This window comes from Parageobacillus sp. NEAU-HV-2 (assembly GCF_059115485.1).
In genome coordinates, this window is sequence record NZ_JBXUJJ010000001.1 from 38,499 (window position 1) to 62,173 (window position 23,675).

The 23,675-nt window shown below is 40.5% G+C and carries 29 protein-coding genes and 1 pseudogene; all 30 read left to right on the top strand.

Translation table 11 applies throughout. The annotated features are described in order from the left end of the window. Positions 1-175: 175 nt before the first annotated feature. The 30 genes and pseudogenes from AC1WMD_RS00270 to AC1WMD_RS00415 all read left to right on the top strand — a co-directional run bounded on the left by AC1WMD_RS00270 (position 176) and on the right by AC1WMD_RS00415 (position 23,668). Entirely contained in the window at positions 176-1,528 is a 1,353-nt protein-coding gene (locus tag AC1WMD_RS00270; protein ID WP_075261517.1) for an Nramp family divalent metal transporter, read from the top strand. A gap of 223 nt (positions 1,529-1,751) precedes the next feature. Beyond that, the gene (locus AC1WMD_RS00275) at positions 1,752-2,120 is read left to right on the top strand and encodes an ArsR/SmtB family transcription factor (protein ID WP_494255714.1); all 369 of its coding nucleotides are present in this window, start codon (positions 1,752-1,754) and stop codon (positions 2,118-2,120) included. Continuing rightward, positions 2,113-4,251, top strand: a complete 2,139-nt coding sequence (locus AC1WMD_RS00280; protein WP_494255715.1) for a heavy metal translocating P-type ATPase — start codon at positions 2,113-2,115, stop codon at positions 4,249-4,251. Before AC1WMD_RS00275 ends, AC1WMD_RS00280 begins: the two co-directional genes overlap by 8 nt. Before the next feature lie 436 nt (positions 4,252-4,687). Next, the gene (locus tag AC1WMD_RS00285) at positions 4,688-6,109 is read left to right on the top strand and encodes a SpoVR family protein (protein WP_043903638.1); all 1,422 of its coding nucleotides are present in this window, start codon (positions 4,688-4,690) and stop codon (positions 6,107-6,109) included. A 263-nt stretch (positions 6,110-6,372) separates the two neighbouring features. Next, entirely contained in the window at positions 6,373-6,750 is a 378-nt protein-coding gene (locus tag AC1WMD_RS00290; protein ID WP_043903639.1) for a YidH family protein, read from the top strand. Between the two features lie 315 nt (positions 6,751-7,065). Next, on the top strand, positions 7,066-8,415 hold the full coding sequence (locus AC1WMD_RS00295) for a cytochrome ubiquinol oxidase subunit I (RefSeq protein WP_494255716.1): 1,350 nt from the start codon (positions 7,066-7,068) through the stop codon (positions 8,413-8,415). Continuing rightward, entirely contained in the window at positions 8,412-9,425 is a 1,014-nt protein-coding gene (locus AC1WMD_RS00300) for a cytochrome d ubiquinol oxidase subunit II (protein ID WP_081160287.1), read from the top strand. Before AC1WMD_RS00295 ends, AC1WMD_RS00300 begins: the two co-directional genes overlap by 4 nt. Before the next feature lie 12 nt (positions 9,426-9,437). Beyond that, positions 9,438-9,536: a cytochrome bd oxidase small subunit CydS family protein gene (gene cydS, locus AC1WMD_RS00305; protein ID WP_017436629.1), complete on the top strand. Its 99-nt coding sequence runs from the start codon at positions 9,438-9,440 to the stop codon at positions 9,534-9,536. 155 nt (positions 9,537-9,691) lie between these two features. Next, a complete protein-coding gene (locus tag AC1WMD_RS00310; protein WP_017436630.1) occupies positions 9,692-10,081 on the top strand; it encodes a DsrE/DsrF/DrsH-like family protein in 390 nt (129 codons plus the stop codon). 13 nt (positions 10,082-10,094) lie between these two features. Next, positions 10,095-10,328 carry a glutaredoxin domain-containing protein gene (locus AC1WMD_RS00315; protein WP_166911784.1) on the top strand — a complete coding sequence of 78 codons (234 nt, stop codon included), beginning with the start codon at positions 10,095-10,097 and terminating at the stop codon, positions 10,326-10,328. Positions 10,329-10,637: 309 nt separating this feature from the next. Next, positions 10,638-11,204, top strand: a complete 567-nt coding sequence (locus AC1WMD_RS00320; RefSeq protein WP_494255717.1) for a class I SAM-dependent methyltransferase — start codon at positions 10,638-10,640, stop codon at positions 11,202-11,204. A 124-nt stretch (positions 11,205-11,328) separates the two neighbouring features. After that, positions 11,329-11,739 carry a rhodanese-like domain-containing protein gene (locus AC1WMD_RS00325; RefSeq protein WP_494255718.1) on the top strand — a complete coding sequence of 137 codons (411 nt, stop codon included), beginning with the start codon at positions 11,329-11,331 and terminating at the stop codon, positions 11,737-11,739. Further along, a complete protein-coding gene (locus AC1WMD_RS00330; protein ID WP_012749266.1) occupies positions 11,706-11,966 on the top strand; it encodes a metal-sensitive transcriptional regulator in 261 nt (86 codons plus the stop codon). Before AC1WMD_RS00325 ends, AC1WMD_RS00330 begins: the two co-directional genes overlap by 34 nt. Positions 11,967-12,056: 90 nt before the next feature. Further along, positions 12,057-12,284 (top strand): sulfurtransferase TusA family protein, encoded by a 228-nt coding sequence (locus tag AC1WMD_RS00335; protein ID WP_494255719.1) that lies wholly within the window; start codon positions 12,057-12,059, stop codon positions 12,282-12,284. A 56-nt stretch (positions 12,285-12,340) separates the two neighbouring features. Beyond that, positions 12,341-12,823: a DsrE/DsrF/DrsH-like family protein gene (locus tag AC1WMD_RS00340; RefSeq protein ID WP_012749267.1), complete on the top strand. Its 483-nt coding sequence runs from the start codon at positions 12,341-12,343 to the stop codon at positions 12,821-12,823. Between the two features lie 12 nt (positions 12,824-12,835). Continuing rightward, positions 12,836-13,201 (top strand): rhodanese-like domain-containing protein, encoded by a 366-nt coding sequence (locus AC1WMD_RS00345; protein WP_494255720.1) that lies wholly within the window; start codon positions 12,836-12,838, stop codon positions 13,199-13,201. A gap of 19 nt (positions 13,202-13,220) precedes the next feature. Then, the gene (locus AC1WMD_RS00350; RefSeq protein WP_494255721.1) at positions 13,221-13,517 is read left to right on the top strand and encodes a rhodanese-like domain-containing protein; all 297 of its coding nucleotides are present in this window, start codon (positions 13,221-13,223) and stop codon (positions 13,515-13,517) included. A 27-nt stretch (positions 13,518-13,544) separates the two neighbouring features. Next, a complete protein-coding gene (locus AC1WMD_RS00355) occupies positions 13,545-14,114 on the top strand; it encodes a sulfurtransferase TusA family protein (protein WP_017436640.1) in 570 nt (189 codons plus the stop codon). 46 nt (positions 14,115-14,160) lie between these two features. Further along, positions 14,161-15,297, top strand: coding sequence for an MBL fold metallo-hydrolase (locus AC1WMD_RS00360; RefSeq protein ID WP_494255722.1), 1,137 nt, complete (start codon positions 14,161-14,163; stop codon positions 15,295-15,297). Between the two features lie 19 nt (positions 15,298-15,316). Beyond that, the gene (locus AC1WMD_RS00365) at positions 15,317-15,544 is read left to right on the top strand and encodes a sulfurtransferase TusA family protein (RefSeq protein ID WP_042410879.1); all 228 of its coding nucleotides are present in this window, start codon (positions 15,317-15,319) and stop codon (positions 15,542-15,544) included. A gap of 63 nt (positions 15,545-15,607) precedes the next feature. Continuing rightward, positions 15,608-16,390 carry a sulfite exporter TauE/SafE family protein gene (locus AC1WMD_RS00370; protein WP_494255723.1) on the top strand — a complete coding sequence of 261 codons (783 nt, stop codon included), beginning with the start codon at positions 15,608-15,610 and terminating at the stop codon, positions 16,388-16,390. A gap of 114 nt (positions 16,391-16,504) precedes the next feature. Continuing rightward, positions 16,505-16,795 carry a hypothetical protein gene (locus AC1WMD_RS00375; RefSeq protein ID WP_043903646.1) on the top strand — a complete coding sequence of 97 codons (291 nt, stop codon included), beginning with the start codon at positions 16,505-16,507 and terminating at the stop codon, positions 16,793-16,795. Positions 16,796-17,014: 219 nt separating this feature from the next. After that, positions 17,015-18,055, top strand: coding sequence for a zinc-dependent alcohol dehydrogenase family protein (locus AC1WMD_RS00380; protein ID WP_043903647.1), 1,041 nt, complete (start codon positions 17,015-17,017; stop codon positions 18,053-18,055). Positions 18,056-18,403: 348 nt separating this feature from the next. Next, positions 18,404-18,688 (top strand): C40 family peptidase, encoded by a 285-nt coding sequence (locus AC1WMD_RS00385; RefSeq protein ID WP_052351411.1) that lies wholly within the window; start codon positions 18,404-18,406, stop codon positions 18,686-18,688. Positions 18,689-18,699: 11 nt separating this feature from the next. Further along, positions 18,700-18,795, top strand: a complete 96-nt coding sequence (locus AC1WMD_RS00390; protein ID WP_088124101.1) for a hypothetical protein — start codon at positions 18,700-18,702, stop codon at positions 18,793-18,795. A gap of 328 nt (positions 18,796-19,123) precedes the next feature. Further along, a pseudogene (locus AC1WMD_RS00395) lies at positions 19,124-19,435 on the top strand (acetaldehyde dehydrogenase); the annotation flags it as partial. A 415-nt stretch (positions 19,436-19,850) separates the two neighbouring features. Then, positions 19,851-20,153, top strand: a complete 303-nt coding sequence (locus tag AC1WMD_RS00400; protein ID WP_043903648.1) for an ArsR/SmtB family transcription factor — start codon at positions 19,851-19,853, stop codon at positions 20,151-20,153. Positions 20,154-20,601: 448 nt separating this feature from the next. Continuing rightward, positions 20,602-21,552: an LLM class oxidoreductase gene (locus AC1WMD_RS00405; RefSeq protein WP_494255960.1), complete on the top strand. Its 951-nt coding sequence runs from the start codon at positions 20,602-20,604 to the stop codon at positions 21,550-21,552. A gap of 493 nt (positions 21,553-22,045) precedes the next feature. Further along, positions 22,046-22,183: a hypothetical protein gene (locus tag AC1WMD_RS00410; protein ID WP_494255724.1), complete on the top strand. Its 138-nt coding sequence runs from the start codon at positions 22,046-22,048 to the stop codon at positions 22,181-22,183. Between the two features lie 84 nt (positions 22,184-22,267). Next, complete coding sequence (locus AC1WMD_RS00415; protein ID WP_088124102.1) at positions 22,268-23,668, top strand: acetaldehyde dehydrogenase (acetylating); 1,401 nt, start codon at positions 22,268-22,270, stop codon at positions 23,666-23,668. The last annotated feature ends 7 nt before the right edge of the window (positions 23,669-23,675 follow it).

The following is a 23,675-nucleotide window of genomic DNA, read 5'->3' on the forward strand; positions in this document are numbered from 1 at the left end:
AATAAGCGATAAAAGTTTCCCTTGACTAAAAAAATTTCTGGTGTACAATTTATCTAGGCAACATTTTCTTTGCTCTTACATATATCTAATTCTAAGTTGTAGGAGCAAATTTTTTTACCCCAAAAGTTTCCTTAATGCAAAATATTTAGCGAAAACCAATCATGAGGTGATCATCATGAGTGAAAATATAAAAAAACTGCCGTTAGTCGTTGAGGAAGGTTGGAGAAAGAAACGGACACAACCAACATTGCCCGAAGTATATAGAAGTTTGCGTATACCAAAAACGGGTTCTTGGATGAAAAAGTTTCTTGCGTTTGCTGGACCAGGATACTTAGTTGCCGTGGGGTATATGGACCCGGGAAACTGGGCGACTGATATCGCAGGAGGTTCCCAGTTCGGATACACGTTGCTTTCCGTTATTTTGCTTTCCAATTTAATGGCAATATTGCTTCAAGCATTGGCTGGCAAGTTGGGAATTGTAACGGGAAGGGATTTAGCCCAAGCTTGTCGCGACCATTACAGCAAGCCTGTAGCAATGATCTTATGGGTTTTATGCGAGTTGGCAATCGCAGCTTGTGATCTAGCCGAAGTGATCGGTTCGGCAATCGCTTTGAAATTGTTGTTTGGCATTCCGTTAATATATGGAGTGATTATTACAGCTCTGGATGTACTGGTCGTATTGCTATTACAGAATAAAGGGTTTCGTTATATTGAAACGTTGGTAATTGTTTTAATTCTAACCATTGGTGCTTGCTTTGTGACTGAAATCTTTCTTTCTAAGCCAGATGTAGGTGGCATATTGAAGGGATTTGTTCCAAGCCCAGAGATTATTAACAATCCATCCATGCTCTATATTGCAATCGGTATTTTAGGTGCAACCGTAATGCCTCATAATCTTTATCTGCATTCTTCCATTGTGCAGACACGTCAATACGAACAAACCAGCTCGGGTAAACGACAAGCGATCAAATATGCCACTTGGGATTCAACAATTGCACTCTTTTTCGCTTTATTTATTAATGCATCTATCCTTATTGTTTCTGCTGCTACATTCCATAAAGCAGGAATGAAAGATGTTGCGGAGATTGAAGATGCTTATCACTTGCTTGCTCCACTGCTTGGAACAACACTTGGAAGTATTTTATTTGGAGTTGCTTTGTTGGCTTCTGGTCAAAACTCCACATTAACAGGAACCTTAGCTGGTCAAATTGTGATGGAAGGTTTTCTAAACATTCGCCTTCCTGCTTGGTTAAGAAGGCTGATCACTCGATTGATTGCCATTGTCCCAGCCGTTGTTGTAACTGCTCTTTATGGCGAAAGCGGAACGGCTCAATTACTTATTTTGAGCCAAGTTATTCTTTCTTTACAGCTCTCTTTCGCGGTAGTGCCTCTCGTTCAATTCACTAGCGATAAAAAGAAAATGGGCGAGTTCGCAAATCCATTATGGTTGAAAGTTCTTGCTTGGATGGTAGCGATGGTGATTATCAGCTTAAACGCATATTTATTGTTCCAAACATTCTTTGGTTAAGAAATAGTAAACCTCATTATCTTTTTGCGGATAATGAGGTTTATTGTTTTTAGCTAATAGAATTTTTTGATGTAGCTAATTAAATGAAATGCCTGGTAAATATTAGGTTGATTTTTTACATCCAATTCTTTTTTGTTTTTCATTCAAATAAATGTTTGAATAATAAAAGAAATGAGGTATAATATATTCAAACGGAAATTTGAATATGAAAGGGGGATAATTAATGAGTAAGAAAGATACATGTGAAATTTATTGTTATGACGAAGAAAAAGTCAATCGAATACAAGGGGAATTGCAAAAAGAAGATATATCCAGTGTTGTCCTGTTGTTTAAAGCACTGGCAGATGAAAATAGGGCAAAAATTGCCTATTCACTTTGCCAAGATGAAGAGTTATGTGTATGTGATATTGCCAATATCATTGGGGCTTCTGTTGCAACAACTTCCCATCATTTACGGACCCTTTATAAACAAGGGATTGTAAAGTATCGAAAAGAAGGAAAGCTAGCATTTTATTCATTGGATGATGACCATATTAAGCAGTTAATCATGATTGCGTTAGCACATGAGAAAAAGGTGAAAGTCCATGTCTGAACAACAAGCAAAATTATCTAAATCAGAAGCGAAAACCTACCGTGTTCAAGGATTTACTTGTGCAAACTGTGCGGCAAAGTTTGAAAATAATGTAAAATCATTGCCAGGTGTTCAAGATGCTAAAGTAAACTTTGGAGCATCTAAAATTACCGTTTGGGGTACAACAACCATCGAAGAATTAGAAAAAGCAGGGGCTTTTGAAAACTTAAAGGTTCGGGAAGATAAAGAAAAAGCAGTCAAGCGTGAACCTTTTTGGAAGCAAAAAGAAAACATGAAAGTGTATATTTCCGCCGTTTTGCTTGTGATCAGTTGGTTTTTAGGGAAGCAATACGGGGAAGAGCATACCTTTGCGACGATTGGGTATGCTGCATCGATTTTAATTGGCGGATATTCGCTATTTATTAAAGGTTTCAAAAACCTGGTTCGATTACAGTTTGATATGAATACGCTGATGACAGTGGCGATTTTAGGAGCAGCAGCGATTGGTGAATGGGGAGAAGGTGCAACGGTTGTTATTCTATTCGCTATTAGTGAAGCTTTAGAGCGTTATTCCATGGATAAAGCTCGTCAATCCATTGAATCGTTGATAGATATTGCTCCAAAAGAAGCATTAATTCGCCGTGGAAATGAAGAAATGATGGTCCCTGTTGACGATATTCAAGTCGGGGATATTATGATCGTGAAGCCCGGTCAGAAATTAGCGATGGATGGAATCATCATCAAGGGTACATCTACGTTCAATCAGGCCGCGATTACAGGGGAAAGTGTTCCCGTAGCTAAAACAGTTGGTGATGAAGTCTTTGCAGGAACATTGAATGAAGAAGGATTACTGGAAGTAAAAGTTACAAAACGAGTGGAAGATACAACTCTTTCGAAAATTATCCACCTAGTGGAAGAAGCTCAAGCAGAACGAGCACCTTCTCAAGCGTTTGTAGATCATTTTGCCAAATACTATACACCAGCCATTATCATTTTTGCTCTTTTACTATCTGTTGTTCCGCCATTATTTATTGGGGCTGATTGGAGCGAATGGATTTATCGAGGTCTAGCTGTATTAGTGGTCGGTTGTCCGTGTGCGCTGGTCATTTCCACTCCTGTTGCGATTGTAACCGCCATTGGAAATGCGGCGAAAAACGGGGTGTTAATTAAAGGTGGCATCTATTTAGAAGAAGCAGGATCTCTAAAAGTCATCGCTTTTGATAAAACAGGAACATTAACAAAAGGTGTTCCTTCCGTCACCGATGTGGTCACATATAATGGCAATGAAAAAGAACTAATGACCATTACAGCCGCCATTGAAAAAGGCTCACAACATCCACTTGCTTCCGCCATTATAAGAAAAGCAGAAGAAGACGGATTGAATTTTAATGATATATCGGTTGAAGAATTCCAATCCATTACAGGTAAAGGGGTCAAAGCCAAAGTAAATAACGCAATGTATTATGTCGGAAGTCCAGGTCTTTTTGAAGAACTTCTTCCAAATAGCATCCAACCAGAAATAAAAGAACAAATTACAACCTTTCAAACACAAGGGAAAACGGTCATGGCGTTAGGGACGGAAAAAGAAATTCTGGCGTTAATTGCCGTGGCAGACGAAATAAGAGAATCATCCAAAGAGGTTATTCGAAAACTTCATCAAGTCGGCATTGAAAAAACGGTGATGCTGACAGGGGATAACCAAAGAACAGCCGAAGCCATTGGAAGACAAGTTGGCGTTTCGGAGATTAAAGCCGATTTACTTCCGGAAGATAAACTGAATTTCATTAAAGAGCTGCGTGACAAGTATCAAAGTGTGGCGATGGTTGGAGATGGTGTGAACGATGCACCGGCTCTTGCAGCTTCAACCGTTGGTGTGGCAATGGGTGGGGCTGGAACCGATACAGCCCTAGAAACAGCCGATATTGCTTTAATGTCTGATGATTTAAGTAAATTGCCATATACGATTAAATTGAGCCGTAAGGCTTTAGCAATTATTAAGCAAAACATTACCTTCTCTTTAGGGATTAAGGCATTGGCATTATTGTTAATTGTACCTGGTTGGTTAACGCTATGGTTAGCGATATTTGCCGATATGGGAGCAACATTAATCGTAACATTAAACAGCATGAGATTGCTAAAAGTTAAAGGTTGAAGAAGACATACAAAAAGACCAATTTATTTCGGTCTTTTTGTGTGGTTTAAAAATCAACAAAAAACAGTCAAAACCAAAAAGAAAGGCAATTACCCTGCTTTTTTTTGACAAAATTGATGTGAATTTAAGTTTTTTCATCTCAAAACGGAACCCTTTAGGCTTTTTCCAAGACTCTTTTGTTATTAAAAGTGAACAGTTAGGGGTGTAAAGAAATTCAGTTAACGGCTATATACTCTATTCTCTATCGTTTCAAATAGGGCCGGTATGATTCAGTGAAAGAACGTTTCATGGACTAACGAAGTTTATCCATTGCATTTGGACATAAGAAGGCCGAATAACCGTTTCATAACTTCAGAGAAATATAAGACAGACTTATACGTATCAAAACTCCTTTTTTCTCATACATTGTGATAAGAGGAAAAGGGGGGAGATGTGCATGCGACAAGATGAATTAAAGGAGTTGGAGCGGGCGATTGCTGAAATTACGGAAATCGCCGAAGGATTTGGGTTGGATTTTTATCCGATGCGTTATGAAATTTGCCCGGCGGATATTATTTATACGTTTGGTGCGTACGGTATGCCAACAAGGTTTTCCCACTGGAGCTTTGGCAAGCAGTTTTACAAAATGAAGTTGCAGTACGATTTGGGATTAAGCAAAATTTATGAGTTGGTGATTAATTCTGACCCGTGTTACGCGTTTTTACTAGATACGAATACGTTAATCCAAAATAAACTAATTGTCGCTCATGTGCTGGCGCATAGCGACTTTTTTAAAAATAACGTGCGCTTTAGCAATACAAAGCGCGATATGGTCGAAAGCATGGCTGCGACCGCCGAGAGAATCAAACATTACGAACACCAATATGGAAAATTAGAAGTAGAAAAATTTTTAGATGCGGTATTGGCGATTCAAGAGCATATCGACCCGTCATTGCTTCGTCCAAAATTATCGTGGACGTGGGAAGATACGGAAGTATACGAAGAGGAAGAGCCGCCAAAAATAGCGACGCCATATGACGATTTATGGAAGCTTGATGAAAAAGATCGTCCAGCTCCGCCTCCGCGCAAAAAGCGCAGGAAGTTTCCGCCGCAGCCGGAAAAAGACGTATTGTTGTTTATCGAGGAATACAGTCGTGAACTGGAAGACTGGCAGCGCGATATTTTAACGATGATGCGCGAAGAAATGCTCTATTTCTGGCCACAGCTCGAGACGAAAATCATGAATGAAGGCTGGGCGACGTATTGGCATCAGCGCATTTTACGGGAAATGGACTTAACAAGCGACGAAGCGATTGAATTCGCCAAATTAAACGCCAATGTCGTACAGCCGTCGCGCACAGGAATTAATCCGTACTATTTAGGATTGAAAATTTTTGAAGACATTGAAGAACGCTGGAATAACCCAACCGAGGAAATGAAAAAACGTGGGGTGAAGCCAGGGTCGGGACGCGAAAAAATTTTTGAAGTGCGTGAATTGGAATCCGATATTTCATTTTTGCGCAATTATTTAACGAAAGAGCTAGTGATGCGTGAAGATATGTATTTATTCCAAAAACAAGGAAAAGAGTATAAGATTGTCGATAAAGACTGGGAGCACATTCGTGATCAACTCGTGAACATGCGGGTCAATGGCGGGTTTCCGTACATTACGGTCAATGACGGGGACTATATGCGCAATGGTGAATTATATTTAAAACATTGGTATGAAGGGATTGAATTAGACATTAAATATTTAGAAAAAGTGCTTCCGTATATTTATCAGCTATGGGGGCGTCCTGTTCATATGGAAACGGTGGTGGAAGAGAAGCCTATATTATTTACGTATGATGGAAAAACAGTGCATCGGAAATATATATAATCCGTGTGACATAGAGCTGCTTTGAAGGCAGCTTTTTTTATTTGTTTGTCATTGCGTTTGTTTGTATACAATAAAAAACAGCAACAGTGGCTAGGAAAGGAGAAAAGGAATTTGTTCCACTATACAATCGAAGTGCAAATCGGGAATGTCAATTATAATTGCCTTCCCATCCCCTTATAGTAGACAGCTTGACGGAAAGGCTAGTATACTATAGGGGGTTTTTTATTCGTCAGTAATGTTTATGGAAGAAAGGTGTGTGGAAAATGAAGGAGAAAGCGCAAGTACCAACGGAAGACTCCAAATATATTCAACAGCATCTCGCCAATGAGCGTACGTTTTTAGCGTGGATACGAACGGCTATCGCTATAACAGGAATTGGATTTCTCATCATTAACTTGCATATCAAATCGTCCCATCATTCTTTATCCAACATGGCAGTGCAAATGATTGGAACGTTGTCTGTCGTAACGGGAGTGTGTACGGTTGTTTTTGCCACTATTAGCTATTTCCAAAAAGCAAGGCAAATTAATGAACAAACATTTCGTACCGCTCGTTTTCTTATTTGGTTTTTAGCACTTTTAGTGTTATTTGTCACACTGTTGTTTGGTTATTATTTTTTTGTTTCTTTGTATAAAGCATAAGAAAATGGTTATCATCATTGTCGATGGTAACCATTTTATTTTTGGGATCGATAAGCATAATGGATAAAAAATTGTATGGTATAAAACATTTTTACCTTTATAACTCTGTTAATCATGACAAATTTGTGAAAAACATCACAATTTCAGTATCTTGTTAAATTGTTGACAAAATAAATAAGAGCAAGAGGAATCAAAGGAGGAAAAAATGTGTGGAAACGCCAAGAAAAATGGCTTGTGATGGTTAGTTTTTTTGTTGCAGTGATTATGCTTCTGTCGATGGTTGGCAGATTGTTTTCATAAAGGGAGGATATTGCGATGTGGAAATATGATCCAGTTCTGTTTAGCCGAGTGCTTACAGAACTGACGCTGACGTTCCATATTATTTATGCAACGATCGGTGTCGGCGTCCCGTTAATGATTGCGATTGCTCAATGGGTAGGCATCCGCAAAAACGATGAACATTACATTTTGCTGGCGCGGAGATGGACGCGCGGCTTCGTCGTTACGGTAGCCGTCGGCGTTGTGACGGGAACGGCGATCGGATTGCAGCTGTCGTTATTATGGCCGAACTTTATGCAACTTGCAGGTCAAGTTATCAGTCTGCCGCTGTTTATGGAGACGTTTGCCTTCTTTCTTGAAGCGATTTTCCTTGGCATTTATTTATATACGTGGGATCGATTCGAAAATCAGAAAAAACATTTGTTGCTGCTTATTCCGGTTGCCATCGGTTCTTCGGCATCAGCAATGTTTATTACGATGGTAAACGCGTTTATGAATACTCCGCAAGGTTTTGAATTGAAAAACGGAGTCATCACAAATATCGAGCCGCTTGTGGCAATGTTTAATCCAGCGACGCCGACAAAAGTAGCGCACGTATTAGCGACAGCCTATATGACTTGTGCTTTTGTCTTGGCGTCCATCGCCGCTTGGCATTTAATGCGAGGCAACCGGCATATTTATCACAAAAAAGCACTGTATTTAACGATGAAAACAGCTTTGATTTTTTCACTTGTAAGTGCACTTGTCGGTGATTTATCAGGAAAATTTTTAGCTGAATATCAGCCGGAAAAATTAGCGGCGGCGGAATGGCACTTTGAAACGAGCACCCATGCGCCGCTTGTCTTGTTCGGGATGCTTGATGAAAACAACAATATAAAAAATGCGCTTATTATTCCAAACGCATTAAGCATTTTGGCGCATAATCATCCTGCCGCGGAAGTAAAAGGATTAAACGAATTTCCGAAGGAGGAAACGCCCCCGCTTTACATTCACTATTTATTTGATTTAATGGTGACGCTTGGCGTGTTTCTTACCGTTGTAGCGGCGGTTTATTGGCTTGGAAAAATATTTAAGTGGAAGTTTGTCGCGAAAAAATGGTTTTTCGGCCTGTTGGTAGCCTCCGGTCCACTTTCCATGCTGGCGATTGAAGCGGGATGGTATCTTGCCGAAGTCGGCCGGCAGCCGTGGATTTTGCGCGGTTATATGAAAACGGCGGAAGCGGCGACATCGTCAGCGCATGTCGATACGATGCTCATTTTATTTTCGATCTTGTATCTTATTTTAGGAATCGCGAGTGCGGCGGTGCTGATTAACATGTTCCGCAAAAACCCAGTCGAACGGGAGTTGGCGGAACGTTCAGGCCAGCAGGAGGTGATGGCGGAATGACGTTGGAGATTGTTGGCATTTCTGTTTTATGGCTGTTTTTGTTCGGATACGTTATAGTCGCCTCGATTGACTTTGGTGCTGGATTTTTCAGCGCATACAGCGATTTTGCCAAGAAAAAGCATATTTTGCATAAAATTATCCAGCGCTATCTTTCCCCGGTATGGGAAGTGACGAACGTGTTTCTCGTCTTTTTCTTCGTCGGCATCGTCGGCTTTTTCCCGAAAACTGCCTATTATTACGGCTCGATTTTGCTCGTTCCTGCCAGCATTGCCATTGTGCTTTTGGCGATCCGCGGGTCGTATTATGCGTTTCATACGTATGGCGGGACGGAAAGAAATTGGTATTTGCTTGCCTACGGGCTAACAGGGCTGTTTATTCCGGCGTCACTGTCGATTGTGCTGACGATTTCGGAAGGAGGATTTGTGGAGAAAAGCGGGGAAACACTCACTTTATTATATAAAGAGCTGTTTGTCAGCCCGCTTACTTGGAGTATTGTGTTGTTAAGCATTACGAGCGTTCTCTATATTTCCGCTACATTTCTAACGTATTACGCCAATGAAGCGGGGGATATGCAGGCGCGCGAATTGCTGCGGAAATATGCGCTAAGTTGGAGCGGGCCAACGATTTTATCGGCGCTCCTCATCATTTATCAGCTGCGGCATCATAATCCGGAGCATTATAGCAACATGTTCAACATTGCTTGGATGTTTGCCATATCATTTCTGTTTTTCGTGTTGACCGTTTATTTGCTTTGGAAAAAGAGACATTTCGGCTGGGCGTTTATTAGCTTGCTGCTGCAATATGCGTTCGCGTTTTATGCATACGGCATTTCTCACTATCCATATTTGTTGTACCCATACTTAACGATTTACGACGGATTTACGAATCAAACAATGGCGATCGCGCTTATTATCGCGTTTATCGCCGGGTTCTTGTTATTAATTCCATCGCTGTATTTGTTAATGCGATTGTTTTTATTCAACAAAAAATATGTAAAAGGACAATTATAGGGGGAGCATAACATGCAAACATTTCTTATTATGTATGCACCAATTCTTATTGTGGCGTTGTCTGTGGTTGCTGCGTTTTGGGCCGGATTGAAAGACAAACAGGTCGAGTAGGACTTCCTGCTCGACATTTTTTATATTTGTTAGTTGACATTTATGGAAAAATCGATTACTATAAGGACTAGGTTATATACCCATACATGTATATGTAAATAAAATATTTTATTTTGTAAAAACTATGATCGAGAAAAAACGAGGAGGAATTCTTGATGAAAGTAGCGATTATCGCAGCTAACGGTAGTTTATTTGACGCATACAAAGTATTCAATATTGCCACAGCGGCAGCGGCATCAGAGGCAGAAGTAGGCATTTTCTTCACATTTGAAGGGTTGAATCTCATTCATAAAGAAGCACATAAAAACTTACCGCTTCCAGAAGGAAAAGAGCATTTTCAAGAAGGATTTCAAAAAGCGAATGTTCCGTCAATCGAAGAGCTTGTAAAAATGGCGCAAGAATTAGGTGTGAAACTGGTTGCATGCCAAATGACGATGGACGTCATGGGCCTTGACAAAGATCAATTTGTCGATGGAATTGAAGTCGCTGGAGCGGCTACATTTTTAAACTTTGCGAAAGACGCCGACATTACGTTGACGTTCTAGTGGAGGGATGAAAATGAAACGAGTTACGGTATATACAACAACGACATGTCCGTATTGTGTAATGGTGAAAAACTTTTTACGTGAACAAGGCGTTCCGTTTGAAGAAGTAAACGTGCAGCGGGATCCTATCGCGGCGCGGAAACTTGTTGAAACAACGGGGCAAATCGGAGTTCCACAAATCGAAATTGATGGCCAATGGGTAATTGGCTTTGATCCGGACGCCATCATGCAATTGTTGCAGCGCTAATGAGGCACGGGACGTAATTCCTGTAAAAGAACCCGTTTCCAAGCGGTGTGAAACGATTCATTTTGGATGTACGCAACAAAGAGGAATTCTATGATTGGAAACGGAAGGAAAGAAGCATATACGATTGAAAGTGCGTCAAACGAATATAGAAAAATTTCAACCAGATAAAGAACAACGGGGAATGGAAAGCGATCCAAACCGTTGTGCGGTTTGCTAAAAATGCATCAGCAAGAAAAAGCTTCGGATTATGGATTCCGAAGCTTTTTGATTATAATAACCATTAAAGAAAGAATACAGGAGGATTTATGAATGGCAGGGCATCGTTTTCATCCAGAAAAGGCGGAAAAATTGTTAGATCCGAAGCGAAAAGAAATCATTGATCCAGAAAGGGTGATAGAGATATTGCAAATCGGAACACAAGATGTCATTGCTGATTTAGGAGCCGGCAATGGGTATTTTACCGTGCCAATGGCGAAAAAGACGAAAGAAAAAGTATATGCGGTGGATGTACAACGAGAAATGTTGGAATTTTTAAAGAAACACGCAGAAAAAGAACAAGTGGATAATATCGAATATATACTTGGAGATGTATCTAATACATCTTTGCCTGCACAATCAGTGGACAAAGGACTCATGTCGTTTGTGTTTCATGAAGTAGATGATCATGACGCAGTGCTTGCTGAGATCGAACGGGTGATGAAACCGAACGGAAAATTTCTGATCATTGAATGGGAAGCGGTGGAAAGCGAAATGGGGCCGCCGCTTCATGAGAGAATTCCTTCTCAACAATTGTTGGAATATATGAAAACAAAACACCAGAATGTGGAATTTTTATCCTTTCATCCAACCGTATACGGCATATTGCTAACGTATTGAGGCAACAGCGGTTGTCTCAATACATGTCGGGATGATGAACGATACATCATTCATCCATATATTGTTAAAATAAAACAGTTGCTAATATACCTATTAGGGTATATAATAAGCGGGGATAACAGTAATGGATCGAGGTGATCGCCATTTGAATATCATTAGCCTGATTATTTTCGGTTTATTATTTATGGCATTGTATCGCCGTTATTATCCGGTAAACAATGTTCCATGTATAGATATAGCCGATGAACGAATCAAGGATATGATTGTTTTAGATATTCGTGATTATAATGAAGCGACAGAACCGCCTATTGCTAATTCGCTTCATATTCCGTATGCTTATTTAAAACGGCATTTTTCTAATATTCCGAGTAAATCGATTCATATTATTGCAAACGATGAAATCGAAAAAAATTTAGGCATACGTTTTTTACGCCGTCACGGTTTTGACGTACAAAGCTATTCAATCATCCATTGTCCTTGTCGAGAAAGGGGAAATGAAAAATGGAATACAATAAAGAAATCAAAAACCGCTTAAGACGGATTGAAGGACAAGTAAAAGGTGTTCTTAGCATGATGGAACAAGGAAAAGACTGCAAAAGCGTTGTCGCGCAGTTATCGGCGGCACGCAATGCGATCGATCGCGCCATTGCGGTCATTGTAAGCACCAATTTAGAAAATTGTCTCCGCGAAAGCATGGAAAAAGGGGAAAAAACGGAACATTTAGTCAAAGAGGCAGTAGAGCTATTAGTAAAAAGCAGATAAGTCAACTCTTCAAAAAGGGTTGACACACTCTTTTATCCATACTAATATACCTATAGGGGTAATAGTAAGATAACAAGGAGGTTATCCATCATGAATGTAAATAAAGTATTAGACGCGAAGGGATTAGCTTGTCCAATGCCGGTTGTAAAAGCGAAAAAAGCGATGGATGAATTAACATCAGGACAAGTGCTCGAAATTCAAACGACCGACAAAGGATCGAAAAGCGACTTGCCGGCATGGGCGAAAGCAAGCGGCCATACGGTTATTGATATGAAAGAAGAAAATGGCGTATGGACGTTTTGGATTCAAAAAGGGTAATTTTTTAGCTGTTCATATACCTATATAAGTATATGTATATGGAAGGAGGGGACTTAATGTCGCAACAAAAGAAAAAAACAACAATTATTTTATTTAGCGGCGACTACGATAAAGCGATGGCAGCTTACATCATCGCGAACGGTGCCGCCGCTTATGACCATGACGTCACGATTTTCCATACGTTTTGGGGATTAAACGCATTGCGAAAAGACGGGCATATTTCGGTGAAAAAAGGGTTTTTGGAAAAAATGTTTGCCAAAATGATGCCGCGTGGAGCGGATCGCATGGGGCTTTCCCGCATGAACTTTGGCGGCATCGGACCAAAATTAATCAAACACGTTATAAAAAAGCATAACGCGATGCCGCTGCCACAATTAATCGAAATGGCAAAAGAACAGGGGGTTAAATTAGTCGCGTGTCAAATGACCGTTGATTTATTAGGATTAAAGCCAGAAGAATTGATCGATGGCATTGAGTTTGCTGGAGTGGCAACGTATTTGGCGGATGCTTCAGAGGGGAACATAAACTTATTCATTTAAAGGTGATTACGAATGGCACAAACAGTAATAAATATCGTTTTATTCCTGTTGCTCGTTTGGTTTATTGCAAGCCGCGTCATTCCACCGCGCGGAGTACGGATGATGACGACAGCAGAGCTAAAGAAAGAATTAGGAAAAAAAGATGTGCAGTATGTGGATGTACGTACTCCCGCGGAATTTCGTGCGAACCATATTCGCGGATTTAAAAATATTCCGCTTCATGAATTGCCAAAACGCGCGAATGAATTATCCAAAGAAAAAGAAGTGATTGTAATTTGCCAAAGCGGAATGCGAAGCACAAAAGCCAGCAGACTATTGAAGAAACTTGGATTCCAATACGTAACAAACGTAAAAGGCGGAATGAACGCTTGGTCATAAAAAAAGGAGGGGATCGTTAATGAAACAATTAACGGCAAAAGAAGTAGAAAAACTTCTTCAAGAAGGAAAACAGCTGAACATTATCGATGTTCGTGAAGCAGATGAAGTGGCGGCCGGGAAAATCCCTGGTGCGATCAATATTCCGTTAGGATTGCTCGAATTTCGCATGAATGAGCTGGATAAAAACAAGGAATATATCCTTGTTTGCCGTTCGGGAGGAAGAAGCGGACGCGCAGCACAGCTGTTAGAAAGTCATGGATATCATGTGATCAATATGAATGGTGGCATGTTGGAATGGGAAGGACCTGTGGAATAAATAAAACGGCAAAAGGAGGAATGCAGCATGATTCGAGTAAATATGACCATTGATGCAAAAGGATTATCTTGCCCAATGCCAATTGTAAAAACAAAAAAAGCGATCAATGAGTTACAACCGGGACAAGTCCTTGAAGTACAGGCAACCGATAAAGGTTCGAAAGCCGATATCAAAGCATGGGCGGAAAGTACCGGCCATCAATATTTGGGAACGATCGAGGAAGGAAACGTGTTAAAACATTATATTCGTAAAGCAAGTGACCATGAGACAAAAGACGAAGCAACATATCCTCATGTGATTTCCAACGAGCAGCTGGCGGAAAAAATAAATGATGACTCTGTGGTCATTGTAGATGTCCGCGAACCGGCGGAGTATGCGTTCGGACATATACCAGGCGCTGTGTCAATTCCGCTTGGAGAATTAGAAGACCGCATCAATGAGCTGCCGAAGGATAAAACGATTTATGTGGTTTGCCGTACTGGAACGCGCAGCGATTTAGCGGCACAAAAATTAACCGAAAAAGGATTTGCTAATGTATGGAATGTCGTCCCAGGCATGTCGAAATGGGAAGGACCGCTCGATACAGCTCAATCCTGATTGAGCGGTTTTTTTAAAAAATAAATATACTATAGGGGGTATGAAAATGGCAGTAAAAGAAATGACGGTGCAAACATTGACAGAAAAAGTATTAAATAAAGAACATCTCGTTATTTTCGACGTACGCAACGAAAGCGATTTTCATGATTGGAAAATTGAAGGGGAGAATTTTGAATATATTAATGTTCCATACTTCGAGTTGATTGATGGTGTAGATTCGGTTATTGACCGCCTTCCAAAAGACAAAGATGTTGTCGTCGTTTGCGCCAAGGGCGGTTCAGCGGCGTTTGTGGCAGAACAATTAGTAGAAGCAGGATTTGACAACATTTATACGCTCGTTGGCGGCATGAAAGCGTGGAGCGAACATCTTCACAGAGCAAAAGTATATGAAGATGACAAGATGAAAGTATATCAATTCATTCGTCTCGGAAAAGGGTGCCTCTCTTACATGGTGATTTCCGGAAAAGAAGCGCTTGTCGTTGATCCATCGCGGTTTATTGATGTATATGAACAAGTCGCGCAAGAAGAAGGAGCAGCGATTACGCATATCGTCGATTCCCATTTACATGCAGATCATATTTCCGGCGGAAAAGCGTTGGCGGAACGTACAGGTGCGACATATTACTTGATGAAAAGCGAAAGAGCGGTGTTTGATTTCGAACCGCTGGAAAAACATGACCGCATTGATTTTGCGCAAGTACAATTAGAAGTATTGGCGGTGAAAACGCCAGGACATACGCCGGGAAGTGTTTCCTTCTTCGTAAACAATCAACTGCTTTTCTCTGGAGATACGATTTTTGTCGGCGGACTCGGACGCCCGGATTTAGGCGGAAAAGCGGCGGAATGGGCCGCGGATTTGTATGACACGGTATACGAAAAAGTGGCTGCGATTGCGGATGATGTAATCGTTCTGCCTGCCCATTACGCTAATTTGGATGAAGAAATGAACAAAGCGGGATATATCGGCGACACATTAGGCAATATTCGCGCCCGCAACGAAATGATGCAGCATAAGCAAAAACAAGAATTTATCGATATGGTTGTTCAAAACGCAAACACAGAGACACCGCCAAACTTTGAAGACATCGTAGCGATTAACCGCGGGCTGAAAGCGGTCGACATGGAACAACAGCAAGAACTCGAAATCGGTCCAAACCGTTGCGCGCTGCATCATACCCGTTAATTTGAAGGGAGTTGAGAAAATGAATGGGAATAAGGTCGTCGATACAAAAGGATTATCTTGTGCCATGATCGTTGTGAAGGCAAAAAAGGCTATCGATGAATTGCCACCGGGTCAAATACTTGAAATCGAAACGACGGATCAAGGAGCAAAAAATGATCTAACTGCTTGGATAAACGTGAGTGGTCATGAGCTAGTCGATTATAAAGAAGAAAATGGTGTATGGAAATTTTGGGTTAAAAGAAAATAATCGTTCGGGGGTACGTATAAAGTACCCCTTAGTTTTCGAAAAGTCAAAAGGGGTAATGGATTGATGGAAGTGACGTTAAATTTCGTTATCGTGATTTTCCTCATTGGCTTTATCGGTTCGTTTATTTCTGGCATGGTTGGCATTGGCGGGGCCATTATTAAATATCCGATGCTGCTTTATCTTCCGCCGCTATTTGGGCTTGCTTCGTTTAGCGCCCGTGAAGTGTCAGGAATTAGTGCAGTCGAAGTGTTATTTGCGACGATTAGCGGTGTTTGGGCATATCGAAAAAGCGGTTATTTAAATAAAACGTTAATTCTTTATATGGGGATTAGTATTTTAATCGGCAGTTTTCTTGGCGGGTTCGGTTCGAAAATGATGAGCGAAGGAACGATTAATGTCGTGTATGGTATTCTCGCCGCATTGGCTGCTGTCATGATGTTTGTTCCGAAAAAAGGCATTGACGATATTCCAAGCGATCAAGTGACTTTTAACAAATGGCTGGCCGCTGCATTAGCGCTTGTCATTGGGATTGGTTCAGGGATCGTTGGCGCAGCGGGAGCGTTTTTGCTAGTGCCGATTATGCTTGTTGTGTTAAAGATTCCAACACGAATGACGATTGCCTCTTCGCTGGCGATTACGTTTATTTCATCCATTGGTTCGGCGTTTGGAAAAATCACAACGGGTCAAGTGGAACTGATTCCTTCCATCATCATGGTTGTTGCCAGCTTAATCGCCTCTCCTTTAGGAGCAAAAATGGGGCAAAAAATGAACACAAAAATATTGCAAGTTATTTTAGCAGGGTTAATTTTAGCGACGGCCGTAAAAATTTGGGCTGATATTTTATAATTTGTCTATGCAAGTATGAATCGCGTTTTATTTCCATCATTTCATTTTCATGCATAGTTTGTTTCAAACTGCCCACACTAGCTGATGATAAAATAATCAGGAAGGTGGGCATGGATGAAAGAAGTATTGCAACGTGTCAAAGAAAAGTTGGAACAATCGTTTGACCAACCGGGCGCCTATGATTTGGATCAATGTCTCCATGAACTTGAGCAGTTAAAGGCGACGGCAGGTGACAAACAGCAAATGATTGAAGATGTCATTCGCGCTGTCACCCATGCGAAAAACGCGCAAACACAGCTTGCCAATGCGGGAGATGAATCGGCAACGAACGCTTTTGCCGAAGCATATCGGGCGCTCGATCAAGCGATTGAGTCTTACAGTAACGTGGATAATGACCCAGTGTGAATAGGCGAGGATTTCCTTGCCTATCTATGAGCAAAATGTTGGCGGAAAAAAATTTGTTTCCTTTCGTTTGGGAAGGAGATACACAAAGAGGAAAGCCTAGACAGAAAAAAATCTTCGACACAATCTTGTCGCAATTTCGACGAAAATTTGACACAATTTTTTTCTTACTGTAAGATGAGAGTTGGGAGGATTCAAACTTTTTCTAAGGAGGAACTAAAATTGAAAGCCCTTACATATCTAGGACCAGGAAAAAAAGAAGTAATGGAAAAGCCGAAACCGCAAATCGAAAAAGAGACAGATGTAATCGTTAAGATAACAAAAACAACAATTTGCGGAACGGATTTGCATATTCTTAAAGGAGATGTCCCGACCGTAGAAGAAGGTCGAATTTTAGGCCATGAAGGTGTAGGGATTATTGAAGAAGTTGGTTCGGCTGTAAAAAATTTCAAAAAAGGCGATAGAGTGTTAATTTCTTGTATTACCTCCTGCGGAAAATGCGAAAATTGCAAAAAAGGGTTGTATGCCCATTGTGAAGATGGAGGTTGGATCTTAGGACACTTAATTGATGGAACCCAAGCAGAGTATGTAAGAATTCCGTACGCGGACAATAGCCTTTATCCAATTCCGGAAGGTGTGGATGAAGAGGCTCTCGTCATGCTTAGCGACATTCTTCCGACAGGGTTTGAAATTGGCGTGTTAAACGGTAAAGTTCAGCCTGGGCAAACAGTTGCCATTATCGGAGCTGGTCCCGTAGGTATGGCAGCGCTATTAACCGCTCAGTTTTATTCCCCTGCAGAGATCATTATGGTTGACTTAGACGATAACCGTCTAGAAGTTGCCAAAAAATTTGGTGCCACCCAAGTGGTGAATAGCGGTGACGGTAAGGCGGTTGAAAAGATTATGGAATTAACCGACGGAAAAGGTGTAGACGTCGCGATAGAAGCCGTCGGAATTCGACCTACATTTGATATTTGCCAAGAAATTATAAAAGCAGGCGGCCATATAGCCAATGTAGGTGTTCATGGAAAAAGTGTTGAGTTTCATATTGAAAAATTATGGATACGTAACATTACGCTAACAACCGGTCTTGTCAATACGACTTCTACACCGATGTTATTAAAAACGGTGCAGTCGAAAAAATTGAAACCGGAACAATTAATTACACATCGCTTTGCCTTTTCCGATATTATGAAGGCTTATGAGGTATTTGGCAACGCAGCAAAAGAAAGAGCATTAAAGGTCATTATTTCCAATGAATAAGCTTTCTTTTGTTCCAAAAAACAATTTTTGATCATTAGAACCCGTATCATTACTCATTATGCAATGATACGGGTTCTTTTTCGATACCATTGCTCACCCATTTTTTACTTAGTTCCTGTCATGGCCTGAAAAATTAATCAAATGTTTATTTACATTTTCTTCTATCATCCATGAAAGGTTTTGATAAGATTTGTTTGGTGGCACATGTACCTAGACAAGCCAATTATATCTCCTTATTTGCCGATTCCCATTAAAATAGGTGTTTTTTATAAAAAACTCGTCCAATCAAATGACAGGAGATCGGAATGTTATGGATTATATAGCGACTGTTTAAAGAGGGTGATTAATATGTTGGCAGACCGAATTATTTTGACAGGTAAGAAATATCTTGGAACTCCGTATGTATTTAATGCTCCATCCTATCGCACAGATATGTTTGATTGTAGTTCATTTACCCAGTACGTTTTTGGTGTGAACGGCATTCCTCTTCCTAGAAACTCCCGGCAACAATTCTTAGTAGGTACCCCTGTTCCTTTACAGCGGATTCAAAAAGGTGACTTATTGTTTTTTACGACAGAAAAAAGAAAAAAAGAAAAGGAATTGCTAAAATCGGACATGTTGCGATCTATATAGGAAACAATCGAATGCTTCATACGTACCGCCAAGGAAAAAAAGTAACCATCACAGAATTAAGCTCATATTGGAAGAAAAATTTTATCGGTGCTAAGAGAGTGTTGTAAATTTCAATTTTAAATTGCAAGCAGATCTGCCACAATGGGCTTTAAAGGGAAGGCCATGTTAAATAATATTTATTGATATTAGAGATATGATACTTCCCTTATATTCCATTTTATTAGAAACGCCCTAAAATACGGTTGCATCTCTCCAAACCCTTAATCTTGTGGATGTTGTGGCAAAATTACACTAAAAACTCAAAATTAAGTTATACATACAGCAATAGTGATTAAATCCATACTACCAATGTGGCTGTTTCAGTAAATCATATCCTACATAAGCCACGATATTGCCTCCTTTGTTGTTCTCCAGTTTATTGTTTCCTTTTCCACACTGCTTGAATTGGGTGGGCTTGGCCACACCTTAGGAATTTACTGTGAAGACGAAAAGATTATAGAAGCATTCGCTATCGATAAACCGGTTGCACGTATTATTATAAATTCCGGTACGACGTTTGGCGGAATCAGTGCCACTACGGCAGTTCAGCCATCCTTGACATTGGGATGTGGTTCTTTTGGCAATAATATTACTTCTGACAATATTGAGCCACAGCATTTGCTTAATATTAAACGTTTGGCATATGGAATTCGCGAGATGCCAAAACAAGAGGCAGACGTAAAAGTGGAAAATCCTGCACTAGTCTAAAAGCAGGAAAGTGATCGTTATATAACAAACCCAGCGGCAAGCTGGGTTTGTTATATGTTCTGACTAATTGGCAAATCCAAAGATCATTTTGAACAACTGGATCTCACAATATTTATGGCCCAAATAAAATTGGTGCAAAGGCTACTATGCAGTTCCAGATTTCATTGTAAGTAGATAGGGGATTGTAGATTTCTTGGTGATGTGCTAATCTATCCATACGAGAGGCATAAACTTCCGTATTTGGATAGTTTGTTTGCATATCCTATTCTAGGAGTCGGTTCATGTCTTTTTTTATGGTGTTTATATGTATTTATAATTTTTGAATTTATGTTAATTAATTTACTCAAGCGCAGGAATGTATAATATGAATGTAATATAATTATTATATGAAAATTTGATGAACTTGGAGGTAGCAATGGAACTTTCAGAAGTGTTTAAAGCCTTGTCGAATGAAACGAGACTGCAGATCGTACAGTGGTTAAAGAATCCTGAACTCCACTTTCCAAAACCGCAACACGGGGATATACATGAAGATGGAGTTTGCGTGAGCGACATCCATAAAAAAGTCGGATTGTCACAATCTACAGTGTCCCTTTACCTATCCATGCTGCAAAATGCCGGATTGATAAAAGCAAAACGAGTTGGGCAATGGACTTATTATAAAAGGGATGAGGAGAACATCAAAAAATTGATCGAATTGTTATCTAGAGATTTGTAGACCAATCCCACTCATACAAAAGTATATAGCCACCAAGCGCGTGACTTGAGTCATGGGGATGGAGTGGAAAATGGTTTTGAACCGAGCCGATAGGGTGCTAAACACCAGTGAGGTGTTTGTCCATGATAACTTAACGGAACAAGAGTGAGTGCCTTCATGCAGGTGTAGGAAAAACTCTTTAGTACGCCAAAACCTGCCGACTTTAGTTGTGCAGAGGTTCAGTGCTTAGATTTTGATCTTGAATCTCTTTTGTTTTTGTATTATTATATCTATAGTTCTAGATATTTATAAATACAGATGGGTACTGAATCTCTTTTATTTTTTATATTTTATATCGATAATTCTAGATATTTATAAAAATAGATTAGACAAAGGCGATAAACCGATTTGGTAAACATAAATTTGCGCATATTAAAAAGCAAAAAAATGTAAATGTGGAGGAACGATGATGAACCGATTTGAAAAACACAAAGGATATTCACGCATGTTTAAAGAAAATCACCTCACTCTCGGTTTGTTCTTTCCTATAGAATCATACGAAGGCAGCATTCCCAAAATGGACATTGAAAAGCAAGTGAAACTGGCAAAAAGAGCAGAAGAGCTCAATTTTGCTGCATTGTTCGTTAGAGACGTTCCGTTGCATGACCCTTATTTTGGGGATGTGGGCCAAATTTATGATCCTTGGGTTTATTTAGGATATATAGCCGCTCATACCGAAAAGATTGCTTTGGGAACTGCAAGCATTATTCTCACCTTGCGTCATCCTTTGCATGTTGCCAAAGCAGCCGCTTCGGTTGACAAACTGTCTGGTGAACGTTTGATTCTCGGGGTGGCGACCGGGGATCGTCCTATCGAATTTCCAGCATTTTCCGTTGATCCTGAACAGCGCAGTACTATGTTTCAAGAAGCCGTATTGGTAATGAAAAAAGCGTGGAAGGAGAATTTTCCGGTCATCGAATCACCACGAGTTCATATGTCGAGCGGGGACCTTTTGCCGAAACCGCGTTTGTCGGACATTCCGGTGCTGGTAACCGGCCATAGCTCTCAGTCCGTGGAATGGATTGCCGAAAACGGCGATGGTTGGATGTATTATCCTCGCAACTTGCGATTCCAAGCGGAACTGATTAAAAATTGGCGCTCTCATACCGATCAGTTTAAACCGTTCACTCAATCTTTATATGTAGATTTGACAGAGGACCCAAATCATCCGCCAATTCCTATTCATTTAGGATTTCGAGTCGGGCGCAATATACTCATTGAATTTCTTGAAGGTCTTAAAAATATTGGTGTCAATCACGTGATTATCAACTTAAAATATGGCCACCGTCCTGTTGAAGAAGTGATTGAAGAATTAGGGGAGGAAGTTGTTCCGCACTTTCCGGCATTAACGGAAAAGTGACTTAGTGAAATGAAATATTAAGGACCCGTGCGATTCCGTTTCTAATCATTCTTGAGATCGGAATCGCCGGTTCTTGGATGTTTTATGAGGATGGTTATGCTTGTTCGTCTACTAGTCTTGATTTGAGCGAAATGAGGTTGCTCAAGATTTTAATGACACGGGAATGATGAAAAACATTCAGGAGTGGTGTGTCTCAAAAGCCGGTAGTTCGATCATGAATTGGGATGTACAGGACAAAAAACGGCGGAGAATATCAACTGTCTCTAAATGTGCGTGAAAACCTGCCGAGCAAAACTTTAGACTTTTATGTAACCGCTTTATGTAACCGTTACCAATTTTGCGCGTCCGATATTGCCTTATCCTTACGATGAAAGGCGGGTACTATTTAATAGTTTTGTATATGCAGATTGAGCGGTTAAGGCATTACAGTAATCGTCAGATGATGCGAAACAATCAAAAAGAGTGATTTATCCCTTAGATCGAGGTGGCTGATATGCATCGAATGATGCAAGAACATCATTATTTCAGCGGAGCGGATCACGATGTTGCCAAGGGCTTGCATTTAGAGGGGGTGATGGTAGGCCGCAAAAGATATAAAGTTGCTGCTCATGCGAACAGCATGGAAAAATAGTCGTTCGATGTTATGCCAAAATCGTCCCGCCAGTTACAAGAAATCTGGGAAGGGCGAGATCAAATAAAAGGGAGAGAATCAAAGATGATACGTGATATTGATTTACAATCCATTCAGGAAGTAAGAGACTACCTTGAGCAAGCAAAATCAGCGCAAAAAATCCTTGAAAAAATGACGCAAGACGAGATTGACCAAATTGTTGAAAGCATGGCAAACGCAGCTAGAGAGGAAGCTAGCCGTTTGGCAGCTATGGCGGTCGAAGAAACCGGGTTTGGTAATGTAGCAGATAAAACGTTGAAAAATCTTTTCGCAGCGAATGACGTTTACAACTCTATCAAAGATGTGAAAACTGTCGGGATTATTCGTAAGGATGACGAAAATCGCGTATGGGAAGTTGCTCAACCTGTAGGGATCGTTGCAGGAATCGTCCCATCCACAAACCCAACTTCCACAGTTATTTTTAAATCATTGATCGCAGTGAAAGCAAGAAATGCTATTATTTTCAGTCCACACCCAGGGGCTGCAAAATGTACAGTAGAAGCGGCAAGAATCATGCAAGAAGCGGCAGAACGCGCTGGGGCGCCAAAAGGTTTGATTTCTTGCATCAAGCAACCAACATTGCCTGCAACAAATGAGTTAATGAGACATAAATTAACCGGCGTCATTCTCGCAACAGGCGGTCCTGGTTTGGTGAAAGCAGCTTACAGTTCTGGAAAGCCTGCCTATGGCGTAGGACCTGGAAATGTGCCTGTTTACATTCATGAAAGTGCCAATATCGCAAAAGCTGTTCAACTAATCATCCAAAGCAAGACTTTCGACTATGGAACAATTTGTGCTTCCGAACAAGCTCTTTTAGTTGATGAGTCTATTAAAGAAAAAGTCGTTGCTGAGTTAAAACAACAAGGCGCTTACTTCTTGAATGAAGATGAAAAACGTAAAGTTGAATCTGTTATTATGGTAAACGGAGCATTAAATGCTAAGATTGTAGGAAAAACGCCTCAAGTAATTGCGGGAATGGCTGGAATTGAGGTTCCGTCCGATGTGAAAGTGCTTGTTGCGGAAGAAACAGGAGTGGGTAAAGAATATCCATTCTCCATTGAAAAATTGTCTCCAATTCTAGCATTCTATACAGTGAAAGATATGGAAGAAGCAAGCGATCTTGCACAAAAACTGCTTGAAGCGGGCGGACTCGGCCACACAGTTGGAATTCACGCTGAAGACGAAAAAGTGATCGAAGCGTACACGATCAATAAACCAGCAGGACGTATTATTGTAAATGCTGGTACAACATTTGGCGGAATTGGTGCTACAGTGAATGTAAAACCATCCTTGACACTTGGATGCGGTGCTATCGGTAACAACGTTACATCTGACAACGTTACAGTGCATCATTTGTTCAACATTAAACGTGTTGCATTTGGGGTTCGCGAGATGCCAAAAAAGGATGAAGGCGCGCAAAAAGAACCTGCATTAACTGGAAAGTAATCATCAT

Bases quoted from the DNA above. Each gene is read 5' to 3' on its own strand.
- AC1WMD_RS00270 (WP_075261517.1), top strand. From the start codon at position 176: ATGAGTGAAAATATAAAAAAACTGCCGTTAGTCGTTGAGGAAGGTTGG.
- AC1WMD_RS00275 (WP_494255714.1), top strand. From the start codon at position 1,752: ATGAGTAAGAAAGATACATGTGAAATTTATTGTTATGACGAAGAAAAA.
- AC1WMD_RS00280 (WP_494255715.1), top strand. From the start codon at position 2,113: ATGTCTGAACAACAAGCAAAATTATCTAAATCAGAAGCGAAAACCTAC.
- AC1WMD_RS00285 (WP_043903638.1), top strand. From the start codon at position 4,688: ATGCGACAAGATGAATTAAAGGAGTTGGAGCGGGCGATTGCTGAAATT.
- AC1WMD_RS00290 (WP_043903639.1), top strand. From the start codon at position 6,373: ATGAAGGAGAAAGCGCAAGTACCAACGGAAGACTCCAAATATATTCAA.
- AC1WMD_RS00295 (WP_494255716.1), top strand. From the start codon at position 7,066: ATGTGGAAATATGATCCAGTTCTGTTTAGCCGAGTGCTTACAGAACTG.
- AC1WMD_RS00300 (WP_081160287.1), top strand. From the start codon at position 8,412: ATGACGTTGGAGATTGTTGGCATTTCTGTTTTATGGCTGTTTTTGTTC.
- cydS (WP_017436629.1), top strand. From the start codon at position 9,438: ATGCAAACATTTCTTATTATGTATGCACCAATTCTTATTGTGGCGTTG.
- AC1WMD_RS00310 (WP_017436630.1), top strand. From the start codon at position 9,692: ATGAAAGTAGCGATTATCGCAGCTAACGGTAGTTTATTTGACGCATAC.
- AC1WMD_RS00315 (WP_166911784.1), top strand. From the start codon at position 10,095: ATGAAACGAGTTACGGTATATACAACAACGACATGTCCGTATTGTGTA.
- AC1WMD_RS00320 (WP_494255717.1), top strand. From the start codon at position 10,638: ATGGCAGGGCATCGTTTTCATCCAGAAAAGGCGGAAAAATTGTTAGAT.
- AC1WMD_RS00325 (WP_494255718.1), top strand. From the start codon at position 11,329: ATGGATCGAGGTGATCGCCATTTGAATATCATTAGCCTGATTATTTTC.
- AC1WMD_RS00330 (WP_012749266.1), top strand. From the start codon at position 11,706: ATGGAATACAATAAAGAAATCAAAAACCGCTTAAGACGGATTGAAGGA.
- AC1WMD_RS00335 (WP_494255719.1), top strand. From the start codon at position 12,057: ATGAATGTAAATAAAGTATTAGACGCGAAGGGATTAGCTTGTCCAATG.
- AC1WMD_RS00340 (WP_012749267.1), top strand. From the start codon at position 12,341: ATGTCGCAACAAAAGAAAAAAACAACAATTATTTTATTTAGCGGCGAC.
- AC1WMD_RS00345 (WP_494255720.1), top strand. From the start codon at position 12,836: ATGGCACAAACAGTAATAAATATCGTTTTATTCCTGTTGCTCGTTTGG.
- AC1WMD_RS00350 (WP_494255721.1), top strand. From the start codon at position 13,221: ATGAAACAATTAACGGCAAAAGAAGTAGAAAAACTTCTTCAAGAAGGA.
- AC1WMD_RS00355 (WP_017436640.1), top strand. From the start codon at position 13,545: ATGATTCGAGTAAATATGACCATTGATGCAAAAGGATTATCTTGCCCA.
- AC1WMD_RS00360 (WP_494255722.1), top strand. From the start codon at position 14,161: ATGGCAGTAAAAGAAATGACGGTGCAAACATTGACAGAAAAAGTATTA.
- AC1WMD_RS00365 (WP_042410879.1), top strand. From the start codon at position 15,317: ATGAATGGGAATAAGGTCGTCGATACAAAAGGATTATCTTGTGCCATG.
- AC1WMD_RS00370 (WP_494255723.1), top strand. From the start codon at position 15,608: ATGGAAGTGACGTTAAATTTCGTTATCGTGATTTTCCTCATTGGCTTT.
- AC1WMD_RS00375 (WP_043903646.1), top strand. From the start codon at position 16,505: ATGAAAGAAGTATTGCAACGTGTCAAAGAAAAGTTGGAACAATCGTTT.
- AC1WMD_RS00385 (WP_052351411.1), top strand. From the start codon at position 18,404: ATGTTGGCAGACCGAATTATTTTGACAGGTAAGAAATATCTTGGAACT.
- AC1WMD_RS00390 (WP_088124101.1), top strand. From the start codon at position 18,700: ATGCTTCATACGTACCGCCAAGGAAAAAAAGTAACCATCACAGAATTA.
- AC1WMD_RS00400 (WP_043903648.1), top strand. From the start codon at position 19,851: ATGGAACTTTCAGAAGTGTTTAAAGCCTTGTCGAATGAAACGAGACTG.
- AC1WMD_RS00405 (WP_494255960.1), top strand. From the start codon at position 20,602: ATGAACCGATTTGAAAAACACAAAGGATATTCACGCATGTTTAAAGAA.
- AC1WMD_RS00410 (WP_494255724.1), top strand. From the start codon at position 22,046: ATGCATCGAATGATGCAAGAACATCATTATTTCAGCGGAGCGGATCAC.
- AC1WMD_RS00415 (WP_088124102.1), top strand. From the start codon at position 22,268: ATGATACGTGATATTGATTTACAATCCATTCAGGAAGTAAGAGACTAC.